The sequence below is a fragment of the Lysinibacillus sp. VIII_CA genome, assembly GCF_049943995.1.
Taxonomy (GTDB): domain Bacteria; phylum Bacillota; class Bacilli; order Bacillales_A; family Planococcaceae; genus Lysinibacillus; species Lysinibacillus pinottii.
In genome coordinates this window covers 160,573-179,992 of sequence record NZ_JBNFXM010000009.1, presented here as the reverse complement: position 1 = coordinate 179,992, position 19,420 = coordinate 160,573, and the positions used below count along the sequence as shown (strand labels likewise).

Annotated in this window: 10 protein-coding genes and 4 pseudogenes; 6 read left to right on the top strand and 8 right to left on the bottom strand. The window is 32.8% G+C overall.

The genetic code is table 11. The features are described 5' to 3' along the window. A pseudogene (locus ACP3VS_RS14245) lies at positions 1–213 on the top strand (IS110 family transposase); the annotation flags it as partial. 693 nt (positions 214–906) lie between these two features. Here ACP3VS_RS14245 and ACP3VS_RS14240 read toward each other — a convergent pair. The 3 genes from ACP3VS_RS14240 to ACP3VS_RS14230 form a co-directional block, all read right to left on the bottom strand. After that, the gene (locus tag ACP3VS_RS14240) at positions 907–2,031 is read right to left on the bottom strand and encodes a hypothetical protein (protein ID WP_289449462.1); all 1,125 of its coding nucleotides are present in this window, start codon (positions 2,029–2,031) and stop codon (positions 907–909) included. A 176-nt stretch (positions 2,032–2,207) separates the two neighbouring features. Beyond that, positions 2,208–3,038 carry a YiiX/YebB-like N1pC/P60 family cysteine hydrolase gene (locus ACP3VS_RS14235; RefSeq protein WP_289449464.1) on the bottom strand — a complete coding sequence of 277 codons (831 nt, stop codon included), beginning with the start codon at positions 3,036–3,038 and terminating at the stop codon, positions 2,208–2,210. A gap of 806 nt (positions 3,039–3,844) precedes the next feature. Further along, positions 3,845–4,216: a hypothetical protein gene (locus ACP3VS_RS14230; protein ID WP_289449466.1), complete on the bottom strand. Its 372-nt coding sequence runs from the start codon at positions 4,214–4,216 to the stop codon at positions 3,845–3,847. Positions 4,217–4,982: 766 nt separating this feature from the next. Between ACP3VS_RS14230 and ACP3VS_RS14225 the strand changes: the two genes are divergently transcribed. Next, positions 4,983–5,339 (top strand): winged helix-turn-helix domain-containing protein, encoded by a 357-nt coding sequence (locus ACP3VS_RS14225; protein ID WP_416277911.1) that lies wholly within the window; start codon positions 4,983–4,985, stop codon positions 5,337–5,339. 447 nt (positions 5,340–5,786) lie between these two features. Here ACP3VS_RS14225 and ACP3VS_RS14220 read toward each other — a convergent pair. Then, a pseudogene (locus ACP3VS_RS14220) lies at positions 5,787–6,386 on the bottom strand (IS3-like element ISBsp3 family transposase); the annotation flags it as partial. A gap of 218 nt (positions 6,387–6,604) precedes the next feature. On the opposite strand from ACP3VS_RS14220, the gene ACP3VS_RS14215 reads away from it, so the two are divergent. Next, on the top strand, positions 6,605–7,636 hold the full coding sequence (locus tag ACP3VS_RS14215; protein ID WP_051563179.1) for an ETX/MTX2 family pore-forming toxin: 1,032 nt from the start codon (positions 6,605–6,607) through the stop codon (positions 7,634–7,636). 433 nt (positions 7,637–8,069) lie between these two features. Here ACP3VS_RS14215 and ACP3VS_RS14210 read toward each other — a convergent pair whose 3' ends face one another. Further along, entirely contained in the window at positions 8,070–9,110 is a 1,041-nt protein-coding gene (locus ACP3VS_RS14210) for a Fic family protein (RefSeq protein ID WP_031417543.1), read from the bottom strand. Positions 9,111–10,747: 1,637 nt separating this feature from the next. Here ACP3VS_RS14210 and ACP3VS_RS14205 point away from each other — a divergent pair. After that, the gene (locus ACP3VS_RS14205; protein ID WP_012292861.1) at positions 10,748–11,320 is read left to right on the top strand and encodes a hypothetical protein; all 573 of its coding nucleotides are present in this window, start codon (positions 10,748–10,750) and stop codon (positions 11,318–11,320) included. A gap of 236 nt (positions 11,321–11,556) precedes the next feature. Then, a pseudogene (locus tag ACP3VS_RS14200) lies at positions 11,557–12,621 on the top strand (phosphatidylinositol-specific phospholipase C); the annotation flags it as partial. Positions 12,622–13,010: 389 nt separating this feature from the next. On the opposite strand, the pseudogene ACP3VS_RS14195 reads toward ACP3VS_RS14200, so the two are convergent. Beyond that, positions 13,011–13,637, bottom strand: a pseudogene (locus ACP3VS_RS14195) (IS3 family transposase); the annotation flags it as partial. Between the two features lie 263 nt (positions 13,638–13,900). On the opposite strand from ACP3VS_RS14195, the gene ACP3VS_RS14190 reads away from it, so the two are divergent. After that, positions 13,901–15,070 carry an FtsW/RodA/SpoVE family cell cycle protein gene (locus tag ACP3VS_RS14190; protein ID WP_012292857.1) on the top strand — a complete coding sequence of 390 codons (1,170 nt, stop codon included), beginning with the start codon at positions 13,901–13,903 and terminating at the stop codon, positions 15,068–15,070. Positions 15,071–15,648: 578 nt separating this feature from the next. On the opposite strand, the gene ACP3VS_RS14185 is transcribed toward ACP3VS_RS14190, so the two are convergent. Both ACP3VS_RS14185 and ACP3VS_RS14180 read right to left on the bottom strand, forming a co-directional pair. Next, positions 15,649–17,613, bottom strand: a complete 1,965-nt coding sequence (locus tag ACP3VS_RS14185) for a methyl-accepting chemotaxis protein (RefSeq protein ID WP_426388992.1) — start codon at positions 17,611–17,613, stop codon at positions 15,649–15,651. A gap of 776 nt (positions 17,614–18,389) precedes the next feature. Beyond that, positions 18,390–18,590, bottom strand: coding sequence for a hypothetical protein (locus ACP3VS_RS14180; RefSeq protein WP_099806134.1), 201 nt, complete (start codon positions 18,588–18,590; stop codon positions 18,390–18,392). Between the last annotated feature and the right edge of the window lie 830 nt (positions 18,591–19,420).

Sequence of the window (19,420 nt, the reverse complement as noted above, 5' to 3'; positions counted from 1 at the left end):
TTATATTTTATGGTGTGCGCCATGCTTATGGCTAAAGGAAAACCGAATCATTTTGTGGACTATTACTACAAATTAAAAAAGCAACCTCTGAGGAAGCCTCATAAGGTTGCGATCATCGCCAGCATCAATAAGTTTCTAAAAGTGACATTTCAGTTACTGACGCGTGGCATTCTTTACGATTATGAGTCCGCACTACCAGCTCAGAAATCGTAATACCTACATAGAACTATATCATAATGACCTTTCGAAAAAAATAAAAATCGTCAGGTCTTTTTGGTGTTTCTAAAAATGAGTGTTAGTGGTGAGGGCTATCCCTCACCACTAACACTCATAAAAATATAAATTATTCTTTAAATAAGGTTGACTAATCGTAAGAAGAGGCTGGGACAAAACTCACCTCTAAATTAAAAAGCCTGTGAAATTTTTTCATAAAAAATAAGGATCACTTCTGATAAAATTAAGTCACCACAACAAAATTATACAGAAAGAAGGATCCTTATGTTTAAAAATTATAACATGAATCAATTAGTTTTGCCTTTAGATTTACTCTCAACTGCTTGACCAGTTACTCCAATGATGTTAGAAATTGCAGCTTTAGATGCTTCTACAATACCTGAATTAAATTTCAACTCAACTGTATCACGATCTACTAATTTTGCAATAACAAGGCTTAAATTTCTGCCTGCATTTTGCTGAAAACGTTGATTTCATCGTAGAAGAAACCCAAGCATTTGGAAAACCCCTCTTCTATTCGTGAAGAAGGGGCTTAGTGCCCTCGCTAAATAAAACAGATCTAAAATCTGTATAAATTATTGGTTATTACTAGAATGTTTTTTATTACTTGTGTTGTGTATTGAATTATGGTTGTTTAGAAACGGAATTTGGCATATCAAAATTTAATTTAGACTAGTTTAACTTATCTACTAAATAAACGCTATATATACTATCAAGCTTAAACTTATTTTTTATTTTTAAAGTTTTTGAATCCCATACAGAGATCACGTTTTTATCATCTTCATAAGAAGCTGTATAAAATTCATTGGCGTCATAATCAACATTTAATAGATTTTTATTAGCTGTATTTTCTAATATCTCCATTTGAGGAGAACCAGTACTAAATGATACTTTTACTATAAAATTTAATTTTTGATTAATAGCGTTTAATACAATATTTATCAAAATATCTCCATTCTCTAGCATTAGGTTTTTTTTGAATTCTATATTAACTATATCATCCATTATAGCTGAAAAGTCAGAAGAAAAAGTGCTTACTTTTAAATCACTACTTATTTCTACAATATCTCCACTATACATAAATAAATATAGTTTATTATTTTTACCAGTAAAAGAAAAATAATTAGGATACTGGTTTAAATTAACTTCATCTATAATTTCTAAGTCCTCACTATATTTCCTTATTTTTAAAATATCTTCACTATTTTCTTGTGCATCTTTTACAATCCCTACTACAATTGGAGCACCTTCAAGTATTGTGATATCATGTATTCTGTAATTTTCAGGGAATTCAATACACTTATTGGGTCCAATTTTGCAAAATTTATTATCTAAATTTTTATCCATATTTGTCATAATAAATTTTGAATCGTCATCCATATAGAATCTTTCTACAAAATCATTTTGACCTGTATTAATAAACGAGATTTTCGAATTATTTGGGTTGTACGACATGACTTTAGAATCGCCTGAATATCCACTACTAGCAAAATAGTATTTATTTTGGAAAAAATAAATGTTAGAAGGAGCGAAAAGTCTATCCGAAATCTCATAGCGTTTTATAATTTCACCATTCGAATTAAATTCTTGTATATATCCTTTTTCTGCAATAGGATCCATTAAATTAAACACTAAATAATCACCCTGTCTATCAGTTGTGAAATTTGTAATATCATTAATTTCAATAATATCTATTTCATCTGTTTCTTTTTTTCGTTCGTTATCTATTATAGTTTCTTCACAACCTGAAAGTAAAAATAAAATAATAAAAAATGTAAAAAACTTAGATAATTTCATATATTCACCTATGTTTCAAAATAATTATTTAGGACTGTCTAAAAAGCCCTTTTTGAAGTAATTTTATGTGAAAATCGAAAAGCAGAAATGTTGTTAAATCAACGTTTCTGCTTTCGCTATTTGGGCATTTTTTTATTAAAATACCCCTTCTAAGACAACCATATATGTAATAAATCTTAGAACATATTTTTGGGCACATTAGAATATTTTATTGTATTACCACTAGCAGCAATGTCAATCGGCAATACAGGACCCATTTTTGGTCCAACTCTATAACCAGCAGATTGCCAAGCTTTGTATACAAGTTTTGAACAATACCATTCATCATTATTGTCAAAACCAGTTTTCACATTATATGGTTCACCTACTTGATCAACCGCAAATTGATATGCTGCTAAATATGCAGAATCAGGGGCATCTTTAACATAGTATAATTCTTCATCATTTATATGTGCCTGACCCCAATACACAGAAGCAGGATTATGTGTAACCCCTGAACGAACAGCTTCAACAACGTAATTAGGAATTGTACTCATTAACGCAGTATGTCCATGTCGAATAACATCATAAGATTTAGCGACGTTACTAATTAAAATATCTCCTTTATATCTAGAAGTTCCACCACCAATCTCTAAAGCAAATGGAGAAATAACAGTATCATCACTATTTGTATAACTGATTGAGTTATTTTCTAATTGAGAATCATATATTATAACATCAAGGTCATTTACTTGATCTACAATTGATATTTTTTTTTCATGATCAATGTTTGGATTTTCTTCTAAATAGTCATGTAACATATTGTAATTCTCTATTGAAAGTTGGTCTCTTTCGTTAATTGATAATTCAATACCAGACTGAATATAATTTTTTGTCTCTTCCAGCTTTTGAACAAGTTGTTCAAAACTATCTTCTTTACTATTTGCAAGACTAGCATTAGTCCCAGCATTAAAAAGACTAATAGAAAGGACAGCAATAGCAGACATTTTAACAATTTTATTTTTCATAATATTACTCCTTTAAAAAATTAGTATTTCTTTAACTCTTTGCAATTTTTCGAATCGATTCTTATTTAGAATATATCACAATAAATGGTAAAAATAAACTATAAATAAATAAAAAGGTAAAATTAAGAATCAGTTATACCAATCACACATGATTATTATCTTATCCGATAATAATTTACAATTTTTATAAAGACGCTACTGAATGATTTCAGCCAAGTAGCTCCCCATATTCTCCTACGATAATATGTAGCATATATTTTTAGAATGATGCATCGATAGAAAATTGGCCAAAATTTATTCCGAAGGACTTTTTAATTTTCATGTAGAAAAATTGTAGTGCCCTTGAAGGCGTACTTGAATATAGGTCCAGGTAATAACTTGCACTTGCCTTCACTAAACTCTCCTTCAATTGCATCACGATCAGCCCTCAACTCCCCTTTAGTCTGTTTTTGTTTACCTTTGACCTCACCTCCCTTAGGGGGTCTACCGAGTTTTGGTCTACTTAACCGAACCAAAATCCCTTACAGAATTTCCGTTTTTTACGAGTACGATACTTTTCATACTACTCTTAATCAGCCAAACCCCCCATTCAATTGAATAGAGGGTTTGGCTGATTCCCTAACTTTTTTTGGGAATGTTATTTATTATGGGTTATAAGATAAGCATATTCCAGTGTGTACTGTTAACCTGTTGTATTTAAAAATAATTAATCTGCTTTTTGTTCCAAAGGATAAACTAGGCCCTTAAATTTAATAAGAACGTGTTAATTGAAGCTAGAATAGTAAGACTACCTATATGCCAGAATCTTATCTATTGGTATACGTAAAAATATTGTAGAAGGCGCCAATGCTATCAATTTCACGCAAATGTGTACCACCGCCATAAGTCATTTTTAAATGATACGTTGTAAAGAGACCTAAATTGTGGCTGCTAAACTGCTGGACCGTATAAATGTGTTGACCAGCTGTACATGTGCCGTTATCGTCGCATTGCAGGCCATGTTTATTTGCCAATGCTTTATAGTACATAGTTTCTGAAGGCTTTGTTAATAGAGCAGTCACACATATCAACGCAAGTACAAGCACGGTAATGAGCGGTTTTTTCTTTAACAAAAAGCTAAATACAAAAATTGTAGTAATGATAATTAAGATTAATAGAATAAAAAATACGATAAACATTGAATCTCCTCCTGTTATTACTAACTCACATGAGTAAATTAACTTTAAATAATTAACACGAAAAAGGTAGAACGCCAATTATTGGTTAGAATGAAAATTTCTAAACAACAAATCAACAAAGATTTTTCTAATTGTCAGTTCCCACTTTATTTTCCTAAACCTATTTTGCGTCATTTGAGACACTTTATTTATGGGTGTCGAGATTGGTTTTAAGGGAAAACTAACTCAAATTCCTGCGATTAGTTGCCATCCAAAGCACCTCACAACACTCAGACATTCCCTGCGGAAAAGTCCCTTGAATGAGCTCTATTTACTACAACAATCCAAGTGCTTTATTCAACGCCAAGTAGAAAAAGCAAACCGTTATTTTAACTACAGAAAACACGATTCCTAAGAAAACAATGCTTTTCGGCTCATCATACACTCGAAATTGTGTTCTACGTCATCGCTGAGCTTACTATCTGTATATGTATGTTGTTGCACGTTCGCCAACTTATTGCAGATTTGTTTTTTTCGGAATAGCTGTATCTGTTTTAATAAAAATAAAATTATACTCATAGTAGCATCTAGTCTTTTCTTTAATATTAAAAGTTTAGTATATAAAAAATACGAGTGGTTAGTAGACTCGTTTAAAGACGTATTTCACCACAACTCAATCCAAATATATATACCATATTTTACTTTTATTTACTTATTAATCACCCACCTACATAATAATACTTTTATTTCTAATTTTATTCATATTTGTCATTTTACTGTACTTGCTATGCAAAAGACAACAAATTTAACTAAAAAATATATGTATAGAACAATATGTGACTTTGCCCTTAATCCTGAATCTGCTACATTAATCGTTAACAATCCGCTCGTCGACTGTACAGCTAAGGAGCTAGAGCTACTACATTTCTTTTGTAAAAATACAAATCGCATTTTTGCAACTTCACAGCTCTATGAATTCGTGTGGGGAAATGATGTGTATGGCGAGGAGAAAATCGTAACGATCCATATTTCAAAGCTAAGGAAAAAGCCTGGGGATGATACGCGCAATCTAAAAATTATCGTAAATTTAAGGGGAATTGGATATAAAGTTATACCACCAAAAGAGAATTCATTATGCGAATAAACACTCGATTTACGTTACATATTGCACTGGAGATTATTCTGTGGATGTTTTTGAGACGTATTTGTATTGTTAATGGACTCGAGTGTATTCTTCCACTCATTAAAAAATCTGTTAGTGAAGAGTATGAGAATTTAATCGTAGCATGGATTTTTGGATTTAGTACCGTGGTGTGTAAAACTGTATTTGGAGGGTATTTTGGAGGTCCTCTTGGATTTATCATGTCTTGGATTCATTAGCTATTACAGGAAAACTATACACAGCATGCTGGACTTTCAAAAATCTATGCCTGCAAGGGAAAGCTCCTTATGCGTTATATGATATGTCAAGAAGTACTTCAACACCTACAATCTTTATCAGAAAAATACTATCACTAATAGGAATGGGGCACTACTCCATTGGTAAACTATCTAGGCAGTTTCCTTGGTTAAACATTGACTGAAGTAATCACATATCTTTAACCCCTTTTTGAAATGCTGGGTGTGTATAATGGAAACCTTGATTTGAATGAATCATCGTTTCTGGATGTCCACTGTCATTAAAATGTTCTTCTAATTCTTTATCGTACAATTAACAAACTCCATGGATAAACCTGTCTATACTTCATAAACAATGATTTCTCGTGTATAAGGATTTGTATGTCTTACTTTCGAATATAAATTGAATTTATGTATTAATCGTTTAATTATTTTATGATTCATCGGAATTTGAAGTAGTTCTTTCTAGTGCAATGTAAAGTCCTCTATAACCCACTTTTTCATAAATCGTCTTTAATAGTACGTAGCCCTGAAAATCTGCTCTTTTCATGTATCGCTTGTTTCTTACTATTTTGGAGCCAGTTATAATAAGCACTTTGACTTATATATGCTAAATATTATAATAACGTGTCATATTTTTAACCAATACAGCAGAAAAGTATCGTAAATAGCTTGATACTTTCTACTTAGTTTTAAATTAGTTGTTTCTTCGCCTTCCTTTTCATCTCGTATAGCTTCTAAAAATGGAAATTGTAAATTCAGCTTCAAGTAAATGAGTACGTGCCTCCTTTTTTGTGACAATTAAAAAACCTTATGACCTCTTAAAAATGAATAAATTAGTATAATGTCGTTGGAATTACGTACTTAATATCATTAGAATCCAAAATACGCGTTAACAAATTGCGCTTTTAGATAAGGATTTCGTTCAAATTACAGAATATTTGCTCAATTATGTGAAGAAAACTATTATTTTTAGTGTGGCAGAAAAAAAACGAAAAGGAGAAGATATCTATGAAAAAGAGGAACTATTTAGTGCAAAAAACTTTAACTATAGCTGCAATTGCATCTATAGGAACCACATTTGCTTTAGCATCCCCAAGTTTAGCTAGTGCAAATCATATTAGTACTTCTCAAGAACAAGGTGTTCTAGCAGAAAATACTCCAACTAGTATAAGCATTAATGAACAAGCAAACGCAGTAGGTATTAAAGATGTTCAATCTGAATTGAACAAAATCGGAAAATACTATTATACTAATGAAATAGCTGGAACAAAATACTATTCAAAAGGACTTCCACTAATTTTTAATCCAGCCCCAGATAGTGTTGAGACAGAGCTAAACTTTAGTATTACGAGTAATACATTAAATAATCTTAACTATGATTCAACAACGATTAATTACGTAACAGTAGGCCAACTTGATAATACAAAAACTCCTCTAGAACAGATACTTACAACAATTAGTTACAGTGAGAGTGTACAAGAAACAACATCGACAGCGACACAAAATGGTTTTAAAGTTGGAGGGTCTGGTGACCTATTTTTTAAAGTTCCTCTATTAGTAGAAGGTTTAAAATTAAATGCAGAATTTAATTCTTCTACTACAAACACAACTACAAAGAGCGTGACAAGAACATTAACAGCACCTTCACAAAATATAAGAGTGCCATCGGGTAAAAAATATAAAGCAGTCGCTGTTTTAAAACAATTAAATTTTTGGGGTGATGTTTCGTTTACTGGTGAAGGAGTCAATCCTATGACTACAATAAAAGGGACTGCTGTATATCGTGCACCAAATGGTCATTATTGGGAAAATCATACATGGAGCAAATATACGGCTCAATTTTGGTATGAACTGACTAATGCTCAGAAAAATGATTTAAATGGAATAGAATTCAATTACTTTCCAAGTACTGGTGGAGTTATAGTAAAAGCACAAGGGACTGGTAAATTCGAAGGTGTAATGGGTAGTACACTAGAGGTCGATATTTTAGATGTTACAAATCCAGCAAACCCCATTTTAGTGGAATCAAGACCTTTTTAATAATTTATTTTTTTAGTATCTGAATCAGTTTCATAGTTCATAGTATTCAAGAGCCTAGGCTACTCCTATTAAGAAAACTTATGTTTATAAAATTTAATTGGTGAATATAATGTACATGGCTAAAGACATGGAGAACAGTTGTATGACGAAATCGGAGAACAAAGTCTTCTGCATAAATTGGCCCTTACTAGGCGTAGTCTGAAAATGGACGCTCAACCTAATTAATTGATATCCGAAACGGACACGGACATTCATAAATTTCATTTATTGGAATTTTGAGTATTTCAAATGTTGAATGATCATTGTAGTGGCTTACTGAATTTAGTTAGCCGCTTTTTTGTTGTTTATAAAAAACAGACAACTTTGATATACAATCCTCAAAGGCTGCTTTAAGTAATTCTGGGTTGTTGGTTCTAATCCCATACTTTTAAGGTTACACTTTCATCCAGCACGCATTTCTCCCTTTTGAAACAAGCTTAATTTCGCCTAATAATTGTAAATCATTTAAAGCTTTACTAATTGTTCTTTCGGCTATATCAGGATACATACTCCGAATGCATTCTTTTGTGAAAGGTTGTTCGTGATTAAGAACAAAATTCTGAATTCTCTCTATCTTAGTCTGTCTACTTATAGAATCCTTAACTCTATTATGTAGATTTTTATAAGCATCTAAAATAATTGTTAAGAATATTTTTAACCAAAAGCTACTATTATGCTCATTACAATACCAATTTGCTGATGATTTATAGATTGCTTCATAGTATTCTGATTCTCTTTTCTTTATATGTTCATCTAAACAAACATATTTTACAAATGTATGGCCGCTTTTTATTAGTAATAATTGCATTAACATTATAGTCACTCTCCCATTGCCTTGACTAAATGGAATTATGCAATAAAGATTGAATATAAAATAAGCTATCAGTAGAATAGTAGGACATTCTTTTTTACAGTTTAATAAATTATACTGGTCGCATAATTGTTCTACAGCCACTTGAATTTTTTCAGGTGGAAGAGGACGATAAACCTTCGTGTACATCCCATTCTCCAGTATTCCGGGGATAGAAAATGGTTTTTGTCTCCATTTTGCACCATCCGAGGTAATAAAATGAATTAATTGAAAATGCAATTCTTGTATAGTATCTGGACTAATAGTAAAAACATTAGATTTTTCACGCACAAGCGTCAGAGTTTCATAGTAACAAAATATCGCATCTTCTGAGATCGACTGGGGTATTATATCTCCTAAAATAAGTTCTTTTAATCGTTTATTGGAAACTTTTATATCCTCATAAATTGAAACATAGTTTTTTATGTATTGTATTGGCATAGCATTTTCCAGTCTAGTAAATATATCCGATCTTTGTTCTTGATAAGCCGTTAACTTTCCTTTGTATTCACTAATTTCACTAACTAAGTTTATTATTTGATTCTCCCCATTATACTTATACTGATCTTCGAAAAAATTTCTCATTTTCCCTCCTACTTTCCTTTGTTACAAACATACATATTATTATTGTAAAATGAAAATCTTCACAGAAATAAAAATTTTTATTATTCTATATTAGTTAATTCACTATATAATTGTAGCCCACTATAAGATAATTACAGAATAATTAATGGGTAAATTCTTTTGACTTTGCATAATAAAAAACGATATAGAATTAATAGCTTGGAAAAGAGGGTTTAATCAAATAATCCCTATTTATTAGCAGTTGGTGGCAATAAAAAGGAAATATCCGCTACGTTATTGCTAACATCGGGATGATTGTCTATTAACATAGAGGCTCATATTCTTCCGTTACCGTATTCACTATAAGAATCATTACCTTCCGAATAATATGTTTGATCAAATACAATTTGATATCCTGCTGCATATGCTTTTGTATTCATGTTGTTAAGACCGTGGTATTTTGTATTACCATACCAACTAAAAAAATCAAGAAATGAACTTTATGAATGTCCATGTATTTGTCTCGAATATCAATTAATTGGTATAAGCGTCCTGTTTCAAACTACGCCTATTAAGGTCAATTTATGCAAAAATAACTCTGTCTCACTAAAAACAATAGTGTTTTTCGCTAAATCTAGCAAATATTCTGTAATAATAGCAAAATTTATACCTTAAAGCGTATTTTGTAACGCGTATTTTTGATTCTAGTCATAGTATGTACGTAATTCCAACGACACTTTACTAATTTTTTACTTTTAAGCATTCATCAGACTTTCTAATTGTCACAAAAATAGTTAATAAAATATTATAATTTTTTAAAAAAACATACTTTAAGACTAAGAGCTTATTGAATACCTCCTTGTATATTTTTTTCATTAATTCTGTTTAACTCATGATTTTAATTCATTTAGCAAATGTTTTCCACCATAAATCCCCAAAATATTTTCCTTTTCTAAACAGAAAATATGAATTCTTTGCATAATAAGAAGATTTAAACCTAGTTCAGTCCACCTAATTCAATACATATCTATCAAGTATATTTAATGGTGAAATTATTGCTTAAACGATGTCTGATACTCAAAATGTAAACCTTGTGTTAGATAATCTACAGCATTATCCGTTTTACTGCAAGGTGGTTTTACACAGCTACCATGGATCGATTTATACTTCTACAGCGTACCAACAAGCCATCAAAGCAAAAGGCATTATCATAAGCATGTCCCGTAAAGGATGCCCTCTGATAATGCCCCAATCGAAACGTTTCATGAGACACTTAGAGCAGAAACGTTTATTCCGACTGATTACCTTATTTTCTCGCTTATTAATTCTAGCTTCTTTCAAAATTTCAGCCAAGTATGTCACTTTAAATTATAATTTGTCATCTTTATACTTTAAACATATTTCAAATTTGTGTCATTTATCTTCCCTTATACTATTTTTTCAATCGTTATCATAGTGTTTTATTTGGATTATATGCCATTTAAAGTAAATAAGAGGGGATTTTTAAGTGATAAATTTATATATAAAAGTGGTTATGAGTTACTTAATATGAAAATTGAGGGAATTTGTGAAGAAGGTTATCATATCTATATATCATTTGTTTAAATGGCGCGCATTTTAAATGGTATACAATATTATCGAAAAAGGGGATAAAAATAATGAAGAAAAAACAAAAAATGTTAGTCACAGCAGCAATGGTAGCCACATTAGCTACAAGTGCATTACCTACTACATTGGCGTCTGCCGCAGAAACAAATGCTCCTATTCAACAACAAGAATCACAAAAGAGTATTCAACCGTTCTCACAGAGTAATTTAGAAATAGCTGTAAATGCTGCTTTATATGGTCCAGAAGTAAAAAAAATTAAAGTATTTGAACATGAATTCAATGTAAAACCAGTTGAAGTAGTAAATTTAGGCGGCGGAAAACAATATGTTAAGGGCCAAATCTCTCATCATTTAACTCTTCGTCCAGATGATCAATTTTACTATGAATTTACAGTAAAAGATGGAAAAGTAACTGATACGCCTAAATTTTATATTGATAGAGGTGGCTTTACACCATTTGCAGCACCACTTTTATCTATTATTGCTGCATATAATGGGATTCCTGTTAATCCAAATGATTTAAACACACTTGGTCAACAAATTGGGAGAGTGATCGATGGTAGTTGGGAACATGCAGCACAATCTATTGCTACTATCGTTAGTTTAACCTTTAACGAGGAATAGACCTTTCTAGGAATGTAACTGACATCAATTATTAAACGAATGTATCTCATTTATAACTGTTGACGAATCCGTAAAAGATCCGTGCTACTTTACCATTGTATGTTACAAATAGGAGTCTTGTTTAAGACTCCTGTTTTGTTTGTAAAAAAATATATCTCATCATTTTGTTGAGATAAATATGTATAATTACACATTTTATTATATGAGATTATTTAGTTTAAAAAAGGAGAGATAGCATGAGGAGCGTCTTAAAATTTAGCATTCTTACTTGTGTAATATTGGCAAATTTATGTACAACTTCTACTGTATTTGCTGATAGTCACCCTGGTTATTCATATGAATCAAATATAGGCTATCAGAATTCAACCTGGATGTCAGAAATAGAGGGTTCAAAAAAAATAAGCGAGCTATCTATTCCAGGAACTCATGGTTCTATGGCTTTACATGGAATAAGTGTTTTTGATGAAGATTTGACTAGGAATCAAACCATGAACCTTTCACAGCAATTAAATTCGGGTATTCGTTATGTAGACATGCGAGTGAAATGTGTTAAGGATTCCTTCGCAATGCATCATGGAATTGTTTATCAAAAAGCAATGTTTGAGGATGTATTACAAGAGATAATTCAATTTTTAAAAGATCATCCGAATGAAACAATTTTAATGCGTTTAAAAGAAGACACTGATCCCGAAACCGGCTCACAATCATTCGAACAAATATTTAACAATTATAAAGAGCGTAATGCTCCTTATTTTTGGGACCCAGATTCTGTAGCATCTTCAGAAAGAAATAATCCGAAACTAGAAGATGTCCGAGGTAAAATTGTAATACTACAAAATTTCACAGCCTCTCAAACATATGGTATTAACTATGATTCTTTATATATTCAAGATAAGTTTGAAGTCGGTATCGGACCAAACGGAATATATGATAAATGGAATTCAGTGAAAGCTCATCTTCTACAGGCAAATAATAACTCGCAAAATGGAAAAATCTATTTGAACCACTTTAGTGGGACAGGAGGCGGATTAGCATTATTAACTAATTTCTATCCTTGGTTTGTTGCAAGTGGGAAAGAAAGTCGCAATACAAATAGCAATCAAAAGCTGATTCAAAAAAATGCTACAAATGAATGGACGGATTTCCCTCGTGATATGAATGACCAAGTGTTTTACGGTGGAATGAATACAATGGGAACTGAATTCATTCAAAAAAGTGGGCTGAATCATGTTGGGATTATCGCTGCTGATTTTCCAGGCCCCGGTTTAATAGATAGTATTATTCAGTTGAATGGGATAAATTAAAATGAAAAAAAGAATTATAATGGTCAATAAGAAATACTGGAGCCCTACACTCATTACAACTATATTTAAATAAAGTCGCCAAAAGAACAAGACTTTATTGCTTTGACAATCTAATAAGTTTGAATAAACTTATATTTTCCTAGATCATAATTTTCTTTTATTCAAAGTGTTGAGAATCATCAATAGATGCCGGTAGCTCGTAGCTCTTTATTTTGGAGATTTTCGATTTGCAGCTACATCTCCATTTTTTTCTTTTCAAACCTTTATAATAGCTTCAAATGGAATAAATTCATTTACCGTTTCATTTGCTCTGCTTTGAACTATAGAAAAAAGCTTAACGACAATATGGGACTGAACCCCATAAGTGAGGCAGTCTCAAAAAAGCATCACCCTACCAGTTTCCGATCATTAATTGGAGACTGGTTGTTTAATTGCAATTGAATTCGAGTATTGTAATAATAATTTATATAATCTCTTACGTTTGATCTACAATGACCGTTGTAGCTCGAGTTAATCCGTCTAGATAAAAAGTTTCTGCTTTGAGTGTCGCATGAAACGATTCAATTGGGGCATTATCAGCGGGCGTTCCTTTACGGGACATGCTCATGATAATGCCCTTTGTATAAACCGACCCCTGATCACTGTGTAAAAGACAACCTTGCGGTAAAACAGGTAATTTGCTGAAGTTTATCTAACACAAGGTTTACATTTTGAGTATCAGACATCGTATAAGCAATAATTTCACCATTAAATTAATCGAGTATACTAGATAGATCTAACGTTTTCCCGCCAAAAGGTAAGTTGGTAATATTTATAAGAAGTTTCTCCAAGCGTTTTTGTGATGTAAATTCACGATTCATCAGATTATTAGCCACGTAATGTGGTTGTCCTGTTTGTTTACGTTTTTTAACTTTTACACGACATGGCCAACCATACTTTTGCATGATACGTTGCACAGCCTTATGATTCACGACCCAAACTTGTCTTAAGATTGCCGTGATTTTTGGATAACCATTGGAAAGATAATAACTCCAACTGGTACCCACCATAATAGATGAAAATATAAAGCCAGTGATCTGTTTTTGTAAAGATTGTACGAAGATTTTCTGCCCCAAGCAGCCCCATTTGACGAACTCGAATAGAATAAAATGTAAAACCAAAAAATGGTGTAATTGGTTATTTTTTAAAAACATTTAGAATATTCCTTAAACTCGCAACCTTATCTATACCTCTAGCGTTCTTCTAATAGTTTGATCGCTAAAAAGGAGGTATTTAAATGTTACAAATCAATAAATTAGATAAAAGTTTAGTAATTAGCTTGTCATTACTCGGTTTCATTAGTTGTTTGTTTGTCCATTCCAGTAGTACGGTATTTGAGCAGTATACAAGCTCATTTATTGTTAAGCAGTTATTCTATTACCTAATAGGTTTTTTAGTGATGTATGGTGTAGCGACGCTTGATATCGAGCAGCTAAAAAAAGTCTCCTGGCCATTTTATTGGGCAATGGTCTTGTTAACATTTTGCTTATTTATTGCACCCGAAAGTATAGCCCGAACGGTAAATGAGGCGAAGCGCTGGTACCAAATTCCAGCTTTAGGATCATTTCAACCGTCAGAGTTTTTAAAATTCGCGCTTTTAATCGTTGTCAGTAAGGTCATCGTTTCACATCGAGAAAAATATGTGCACCCTACCTTTTTAACGGATATGCGACTCCTCATAATAATTGCGGCTATCACCTTTCCCCCTATGCTCGCTGTTTACAAACAGCCAGATACAGGCATGACAATGATCTATATGTCGATGCTTATTCCTATGCTTTTCTTTTCAGGTATACAAAAAAAATTGCTTATTATCTTTACAGCCATTCCAGTATCAATTCTCAGCATTGTGACTATTTTATATGTAAAGTATAATGAATTTTTTACAAACAACATTTTAAATAAACTATCAGGGCATCAAATTTCTCGAATTCAAGGATGGTTGCAACCTAATGAATATCCGGACTCATCTTTTCAAACAAGACAAGGGTTTTTGGCAATTGGTTCGGGACAGTTTACCGGAAAAGGATACATGAAGAATAATGTCTATGTCGTGGAAAAGCATACCGATTTCATTTTTGCAAACATCGCTGAAGAACTCGGTTTCATTGGAGGGGCTTTCGTCATTACTTTGTTATTTTTTGTGATTTACCGAATTGTTCTTATAACAATAGAAGCAAAAGATCCATTTATGACGTTGATGGGAGCAGGGATTTCTAGTTTATTAGCCTTCCAAATCACACAAAATATAGGTATGACAATTGGCCTTTTGCCCGTAACTGGTATGACATTGCCATTTTTAAGCTATGGAGGAAGTTCACTTATATCAAACTTCATGTTAATTGGCATTGTGATGATTATCAATAAATCTTATAGTAGCTACATGTTTAAAACAACAAAAGATTAGGGAAGGTGTGTACATGAGAAGTGTTGTTCATACTCATACTCATACTGCGCCTACCTTTTAAATGCTATAAGACAGCTTTTCTTTTAGAACTAAACATTAATGGAACCCCACTAATAAAGATTCTCTTGAATAATATTAAGATTTGTAGATAATGTTATTTACGTTATGAAAGCTTGCAACAGCTGCACCATTGTTGCAATGCTTGTGCTGTTTGGCACACTCATCCAGTCATACCTAGCCTTCTATGAGATTCGTGTTCCTCGGACCGGTGTTTTGCCTTCAGGTTCCGCGTCACCAAGGATACCCTTGCTCTTGGCTAATCTCTACTTCTTTCTTCGAGATTCTTGCCTTACACCCTATAGTTCATGTGCATTGCCGGGCGCACCAAAAAGAGAGCCCAGAGTGTTGCTCACTGGGCTCTTGAAATGTTTTCTTAATAGTTAGCCGTATGAATTGAGAGTTCACGTACGGTTCTGTTAGAGCCTTTGGTTAAACCCTCATTGGCTTACTCGACTGAGAGGTCGGAGGGGGAGTCACCTGCTTTCTACTCGATTCAAATTGGCTAGCTAAGATAGGCTTTAATATTTAAACTGGTTGATTAGCGATTTTAACTCATCCGCCATATGAGAGAGTGATTGAGCAGAGGCATTAATTTCTTCCATAGAAGCTAATTGCTCCTCTGTGGACGCGGCAACTTCTTCTGATGTAGCAGCATTTCCTTTAGCTGAAAAAGCCAAATCCTCCGTAATAGCTGCAACCTCTTGAACACTAGCTGACATCTGTTCTGATGCGGAAGATACTTCTTGCATTTGCGGCGTAATTTGTCGCATGCTGGTCATGATGACTTGGAACTTTGCAATCGCTTCATCCGATACGCGTAAACCACTTTGTACGTCGTTAGTAACTTGGGCCATAATGTGTACCGATTGCTCCGTATCTGCTTGAATACCATGTACTAATTCGAAAATCTGTTTTGCTGATTGTTGGGATTGCTCTGCCAGTTTACGTACTTCATCTGCAACAACAGCGAATCCTTTCCCGTGTTCTCCTGCTCTTGCAGCTTCAATAGCAGCGTTGAGAGCGAGCAGATTCGTTTGGTCAGCAATGCCTGTAATCACATCTAAAATAGACGTAATTTGTTGCGAGCGATTATGTAACGTTTGAATTTTTGTGTTTGATTCTGAAACGGATTGATGTATGGAATTCATTTGTTCTTTCGTATCTTGGACTGCTTTGCCACCCTCATCTGCCTGTATCGTAGCGTGCTGTGAAAGATCCGTAACAGTAGAAGAAATTTCTGCAACATGAAGAATTGCTTTTGACAGTTCATTTAATGATTCAGCATTTTTGTTTACATTCGTAGTTTGCGTATCTGCACTAGATGCAACTTCTTGTATAGCAATTGCCACTTGCTCGGTTGCTAAACTCGTTTGATCAGCATTAGCTGTTAATTCTTCCGCTGAAGATGCGACTTCTTCTGCATTGACTTCTACTTTCTTTATAAGTGTTCGAAGACTTTCACGCATATCATTGAACGCCTGGCCTAATTGTCCAATTTCATCATTCGATGTGATGCTCACTTTTTCAGTTAAATCACCTTTACTGATTGTCACTGCACTTTCTTTTAAATTGCCAATTGGTCTAATAATTCCTTTTACTACAAAATAAACGGCTATAAAACTTACCACAATGGCAATGACTAGTACAAGTATAGTGGTATACAATATGGAAGCTGCAGATTCATCTATTTCTTTCGAAAAGATGGTTCCTGTAATTTTCCAGCCCGTCAATTTATTCGTTGTAAAAAATACTATACGTTTATCACCTTCATATACATAATTATACGTCCCAGATTCTTTCTCGTATATCTGATTAAAGAAGCTCTCTTTCACTTCCCCTCCACCTTCTAAAGTAGGATGTGAAATAACTTTTTTGTTTTCATCAAAAATAGAAGAATATCCATTTTTTCCTATACTAATAGATTCTGATGTTATTTGTAAGTCTGCCAGTTTAAGATCTAATGCCACAACTCCTGAGCGGTCTTTTAACTGCTTAGCAATTGTCACAATCATTTCTTCAGTCCTCACATCTTTGTAGGGTTCTGTTATAAAAGGTTTCCCTTGAAGCTTTACTGCTTCTTTATACCAAACTCTATCCAGAGGATTATAGTTTTCTGCAGTAGACACGTCCTCTCCTTGAATAAACGCTCCACTATTCGTTGCAACATATATGCTGAAGACATCTGGATTTAGTTTAAAGTATTGGTGAAGTGATGATCTTAATGCAACCTCACCCTGTCCATACATCGAAGAATTAATTTCCTCACTAAAGACTTCAATTTCGTTAATTTTTTCACTGATGGTTTTGTCTATAAGTTTGTTTAATACCCCAACACTCTGGTTGGCACTTTGCAGAATTTCCTTTTCTATAGAATCTTTAGCTGATAAGTATGACAATACCCCAACTAAAACAACGGGGATTATTAATACAAGTCCAAATGAAATATACAACTTACTTTTAAGGCTTTTAAATACAGTTTTCATGTAACGGTTCTCCTTTGTCTACATAAGCTTTACAAGCTTTTTTTAAGATGCTTGCTTACAACTATTGTCCGTATTCTTTTTTCGCAAACCTACTATTAATTTACTAATTAGGCTTTAAAAAAGAAGAAAGCTTCCATTCGAGGGTACTAAAGAAATTCGGTTTTCGTTAGCATATATCTTGCTCACTTCAGATTTACCAACTTGAAAAGTCCATTTGTATAACAATTGCTATGGCAAATCGACTTTTTCAGCGCCCTCCTTCCATACATGTTTTTTTTACAGTTCCTTTGGTTCATAAATTATGCTCTTTGTTTTTATCGGTCTAAATGCTTGAATTCGAAGACTTTTTTGTTCCCCACATGAACTACATAGACAATGATTTGTAATGTAAGACCAATTTCAAAAGTCCTCTAGTGGACTGAATAGCACTGAAAAACTTATTTTTTTTAATGGGAATCGCAACACTAGTTTTTCTAACGAAATTGATGATAGCATTGTTCTAGTTAAAGATGAAAATGATTACCCTGCTGCGAATAAATAAAAGGCTTGAGCTAAGTGCAATAATAGATTCAATCCTTTTAAGTTTTGTCTTAAAAATTTCCATTTCTAGAATGTCTATTTATTACTATTAGACTTAATACATTTAACTAGACAATAGAATAAAATATTTTTATCAAGAGGCTTATTATATCCATAATAAAAAAGCTCTGCTGACACTTTCTTTACAGAGCTTCTAACATAAACTTCTCAATTAAATATTGATAACAACCTATTAGTCATTTGATAAGATGTTTATTATATTGTATCCACTTTTCCATTTCCCTCTCAACAGCTCTATTTTGCCATTCAAACCAAATACCAGAACACTCACTACAATGGCTATCTACCCCGTTCTTTTTATGCATATCTTTATAAGTAAATATAGTTTTTTTACGGCAACTGTAGCAAAAGATTTCTTTTTCTTTATAAAATTCCATATTAAACCTACCTAATGATTTTTACTTATTCATCTCCTTTTTTCATTAAAGTTATTCAAGTATTTTTAGGAGTTAAACTTTTAAGAGTTTTCTATGGCATAGTTATTAGTCTATTAACAGAAGGATTGTACTAAAAAAGCAAATAACATTGGGTAAGATAAGAAAATAAATAAACATTACAAGGAATCGCTCTATATTAACTAGCATGAGAATTTTTCTTTCTTTCATTAAGTAGATACAAAATAAAAAAAAAGACAATCATATAATATGATTGCCTCTGAATTTAACTTTTAAAGAAACAAATTTGGGGAAATAAGTTTCTTATAGATCTACCACTGACTGGGTTTCTTCGCTCCTGCTAGTTTTACTCTTCTCATATATTACCATACAAGTCCAAACGGCTAGCGATCCACACTACTACAAACCCGCTGCCATCTTATTAGCCTCACTGGTGCTGACACACCTCTTCTAACAAGACTTCAAACGTTCCACTACTTCCATCCCTTATTTTGATTTCCTTAGGTTTCCACTATCCAGGAGTAAAAACGACCGGTTTAACAGTCAATTCATCGATCGCCACTACAGCATTGCATCTATAGGGATATACAGTGAGCCCCTAGATTCATTTCGTACCATACATTACATGGAATCGTTTTTCTAACCATAGAAATCTTTTAAAGAACCCCGCACAGGAACCACCGGATACGACTTCACCTGGCTTCATCCCTTTTGTATCATTCAGCACAGCACTGGGTGCAGGAGGATTAGGTACTTGTAGATTGACAGTTGTACAAGAACAGGTCTTCACCTATTAATTGGAAGTAATAGTT

Bases quoted from the DNA above. Each gene is read 5' to 3' on its own strand.
- ACP3VS_RS14240 (WP_289449462.1), bottom strand. From the start codon at position 2,031: ATGAAATTATCTAAGTTTTTTACATTTTTTATTATTTTATTTTTACTT.
- ACP3VS_RS14235 (WP_289449464.1), bottom strand. From the start codon at position 3,038: ATGAAAAATAAAATTGTTAAAATGTCTGCTATTGCTGTCCTTTCTATT.
- ACP3VS_RS14230 (WP_289449466.1), bottom strand. From the start codon at position 4,216: ATGTTTATCGTATTTTTTATTCTATTAATCTTAATTATCATTACTACA.
- ACP3VS_RS14225 (WP_416277911.1), top strand. From the start codon at position 4,983: ATGCAAAAGACAACAAATTTAACTAAAAAATATATGTATAGAACAATA.
- ACP3VS_RS14215 (WP_051563179.1), top strand. From the start codon at position 6,605: ATGAAAAAGAGGAACTATTTAGTGCAAAAAACTTTAACTATAGCTGCA.
- ACP3VS_RS14210 (WP_031417543.1), bottom strand. From the start codon at position 9,110: ATGAGAAATTTTTTCGAAGATCAGTATAAGTATAATGGGGAGAATCAA.
- ACP3VS_RS14205 (WP_012292861.1), top strand. From the start codon at position 10,748: ATGAAGAAAAAACAAAAAATGTTAGTCACAGCAGCAATGGTAGCCACA.
- ACP3VS_RS14190 (WP_012292857.1), top strand. From the start codon at position 13,901: ATGTTACAAATCAATAAATTAGATAAAAGTTTAGTAATTAGCTTGTCA.
- ACP3VS_RS14185 (WP_426388992.1), bottom strand. From the start codon at position 17,613: ATGAAAACTGTATTTAAAAGCCTTAAAAGTAAGTTGTATATTTCATTT.
- ACP3VS_RS14180 (WP_099806134.1), bottom strand. From the start codon at position 18,590: ATGGAATTTTATAAAGAAAAAGAAATCTTTTGCTACAGTTGCCGTAAA.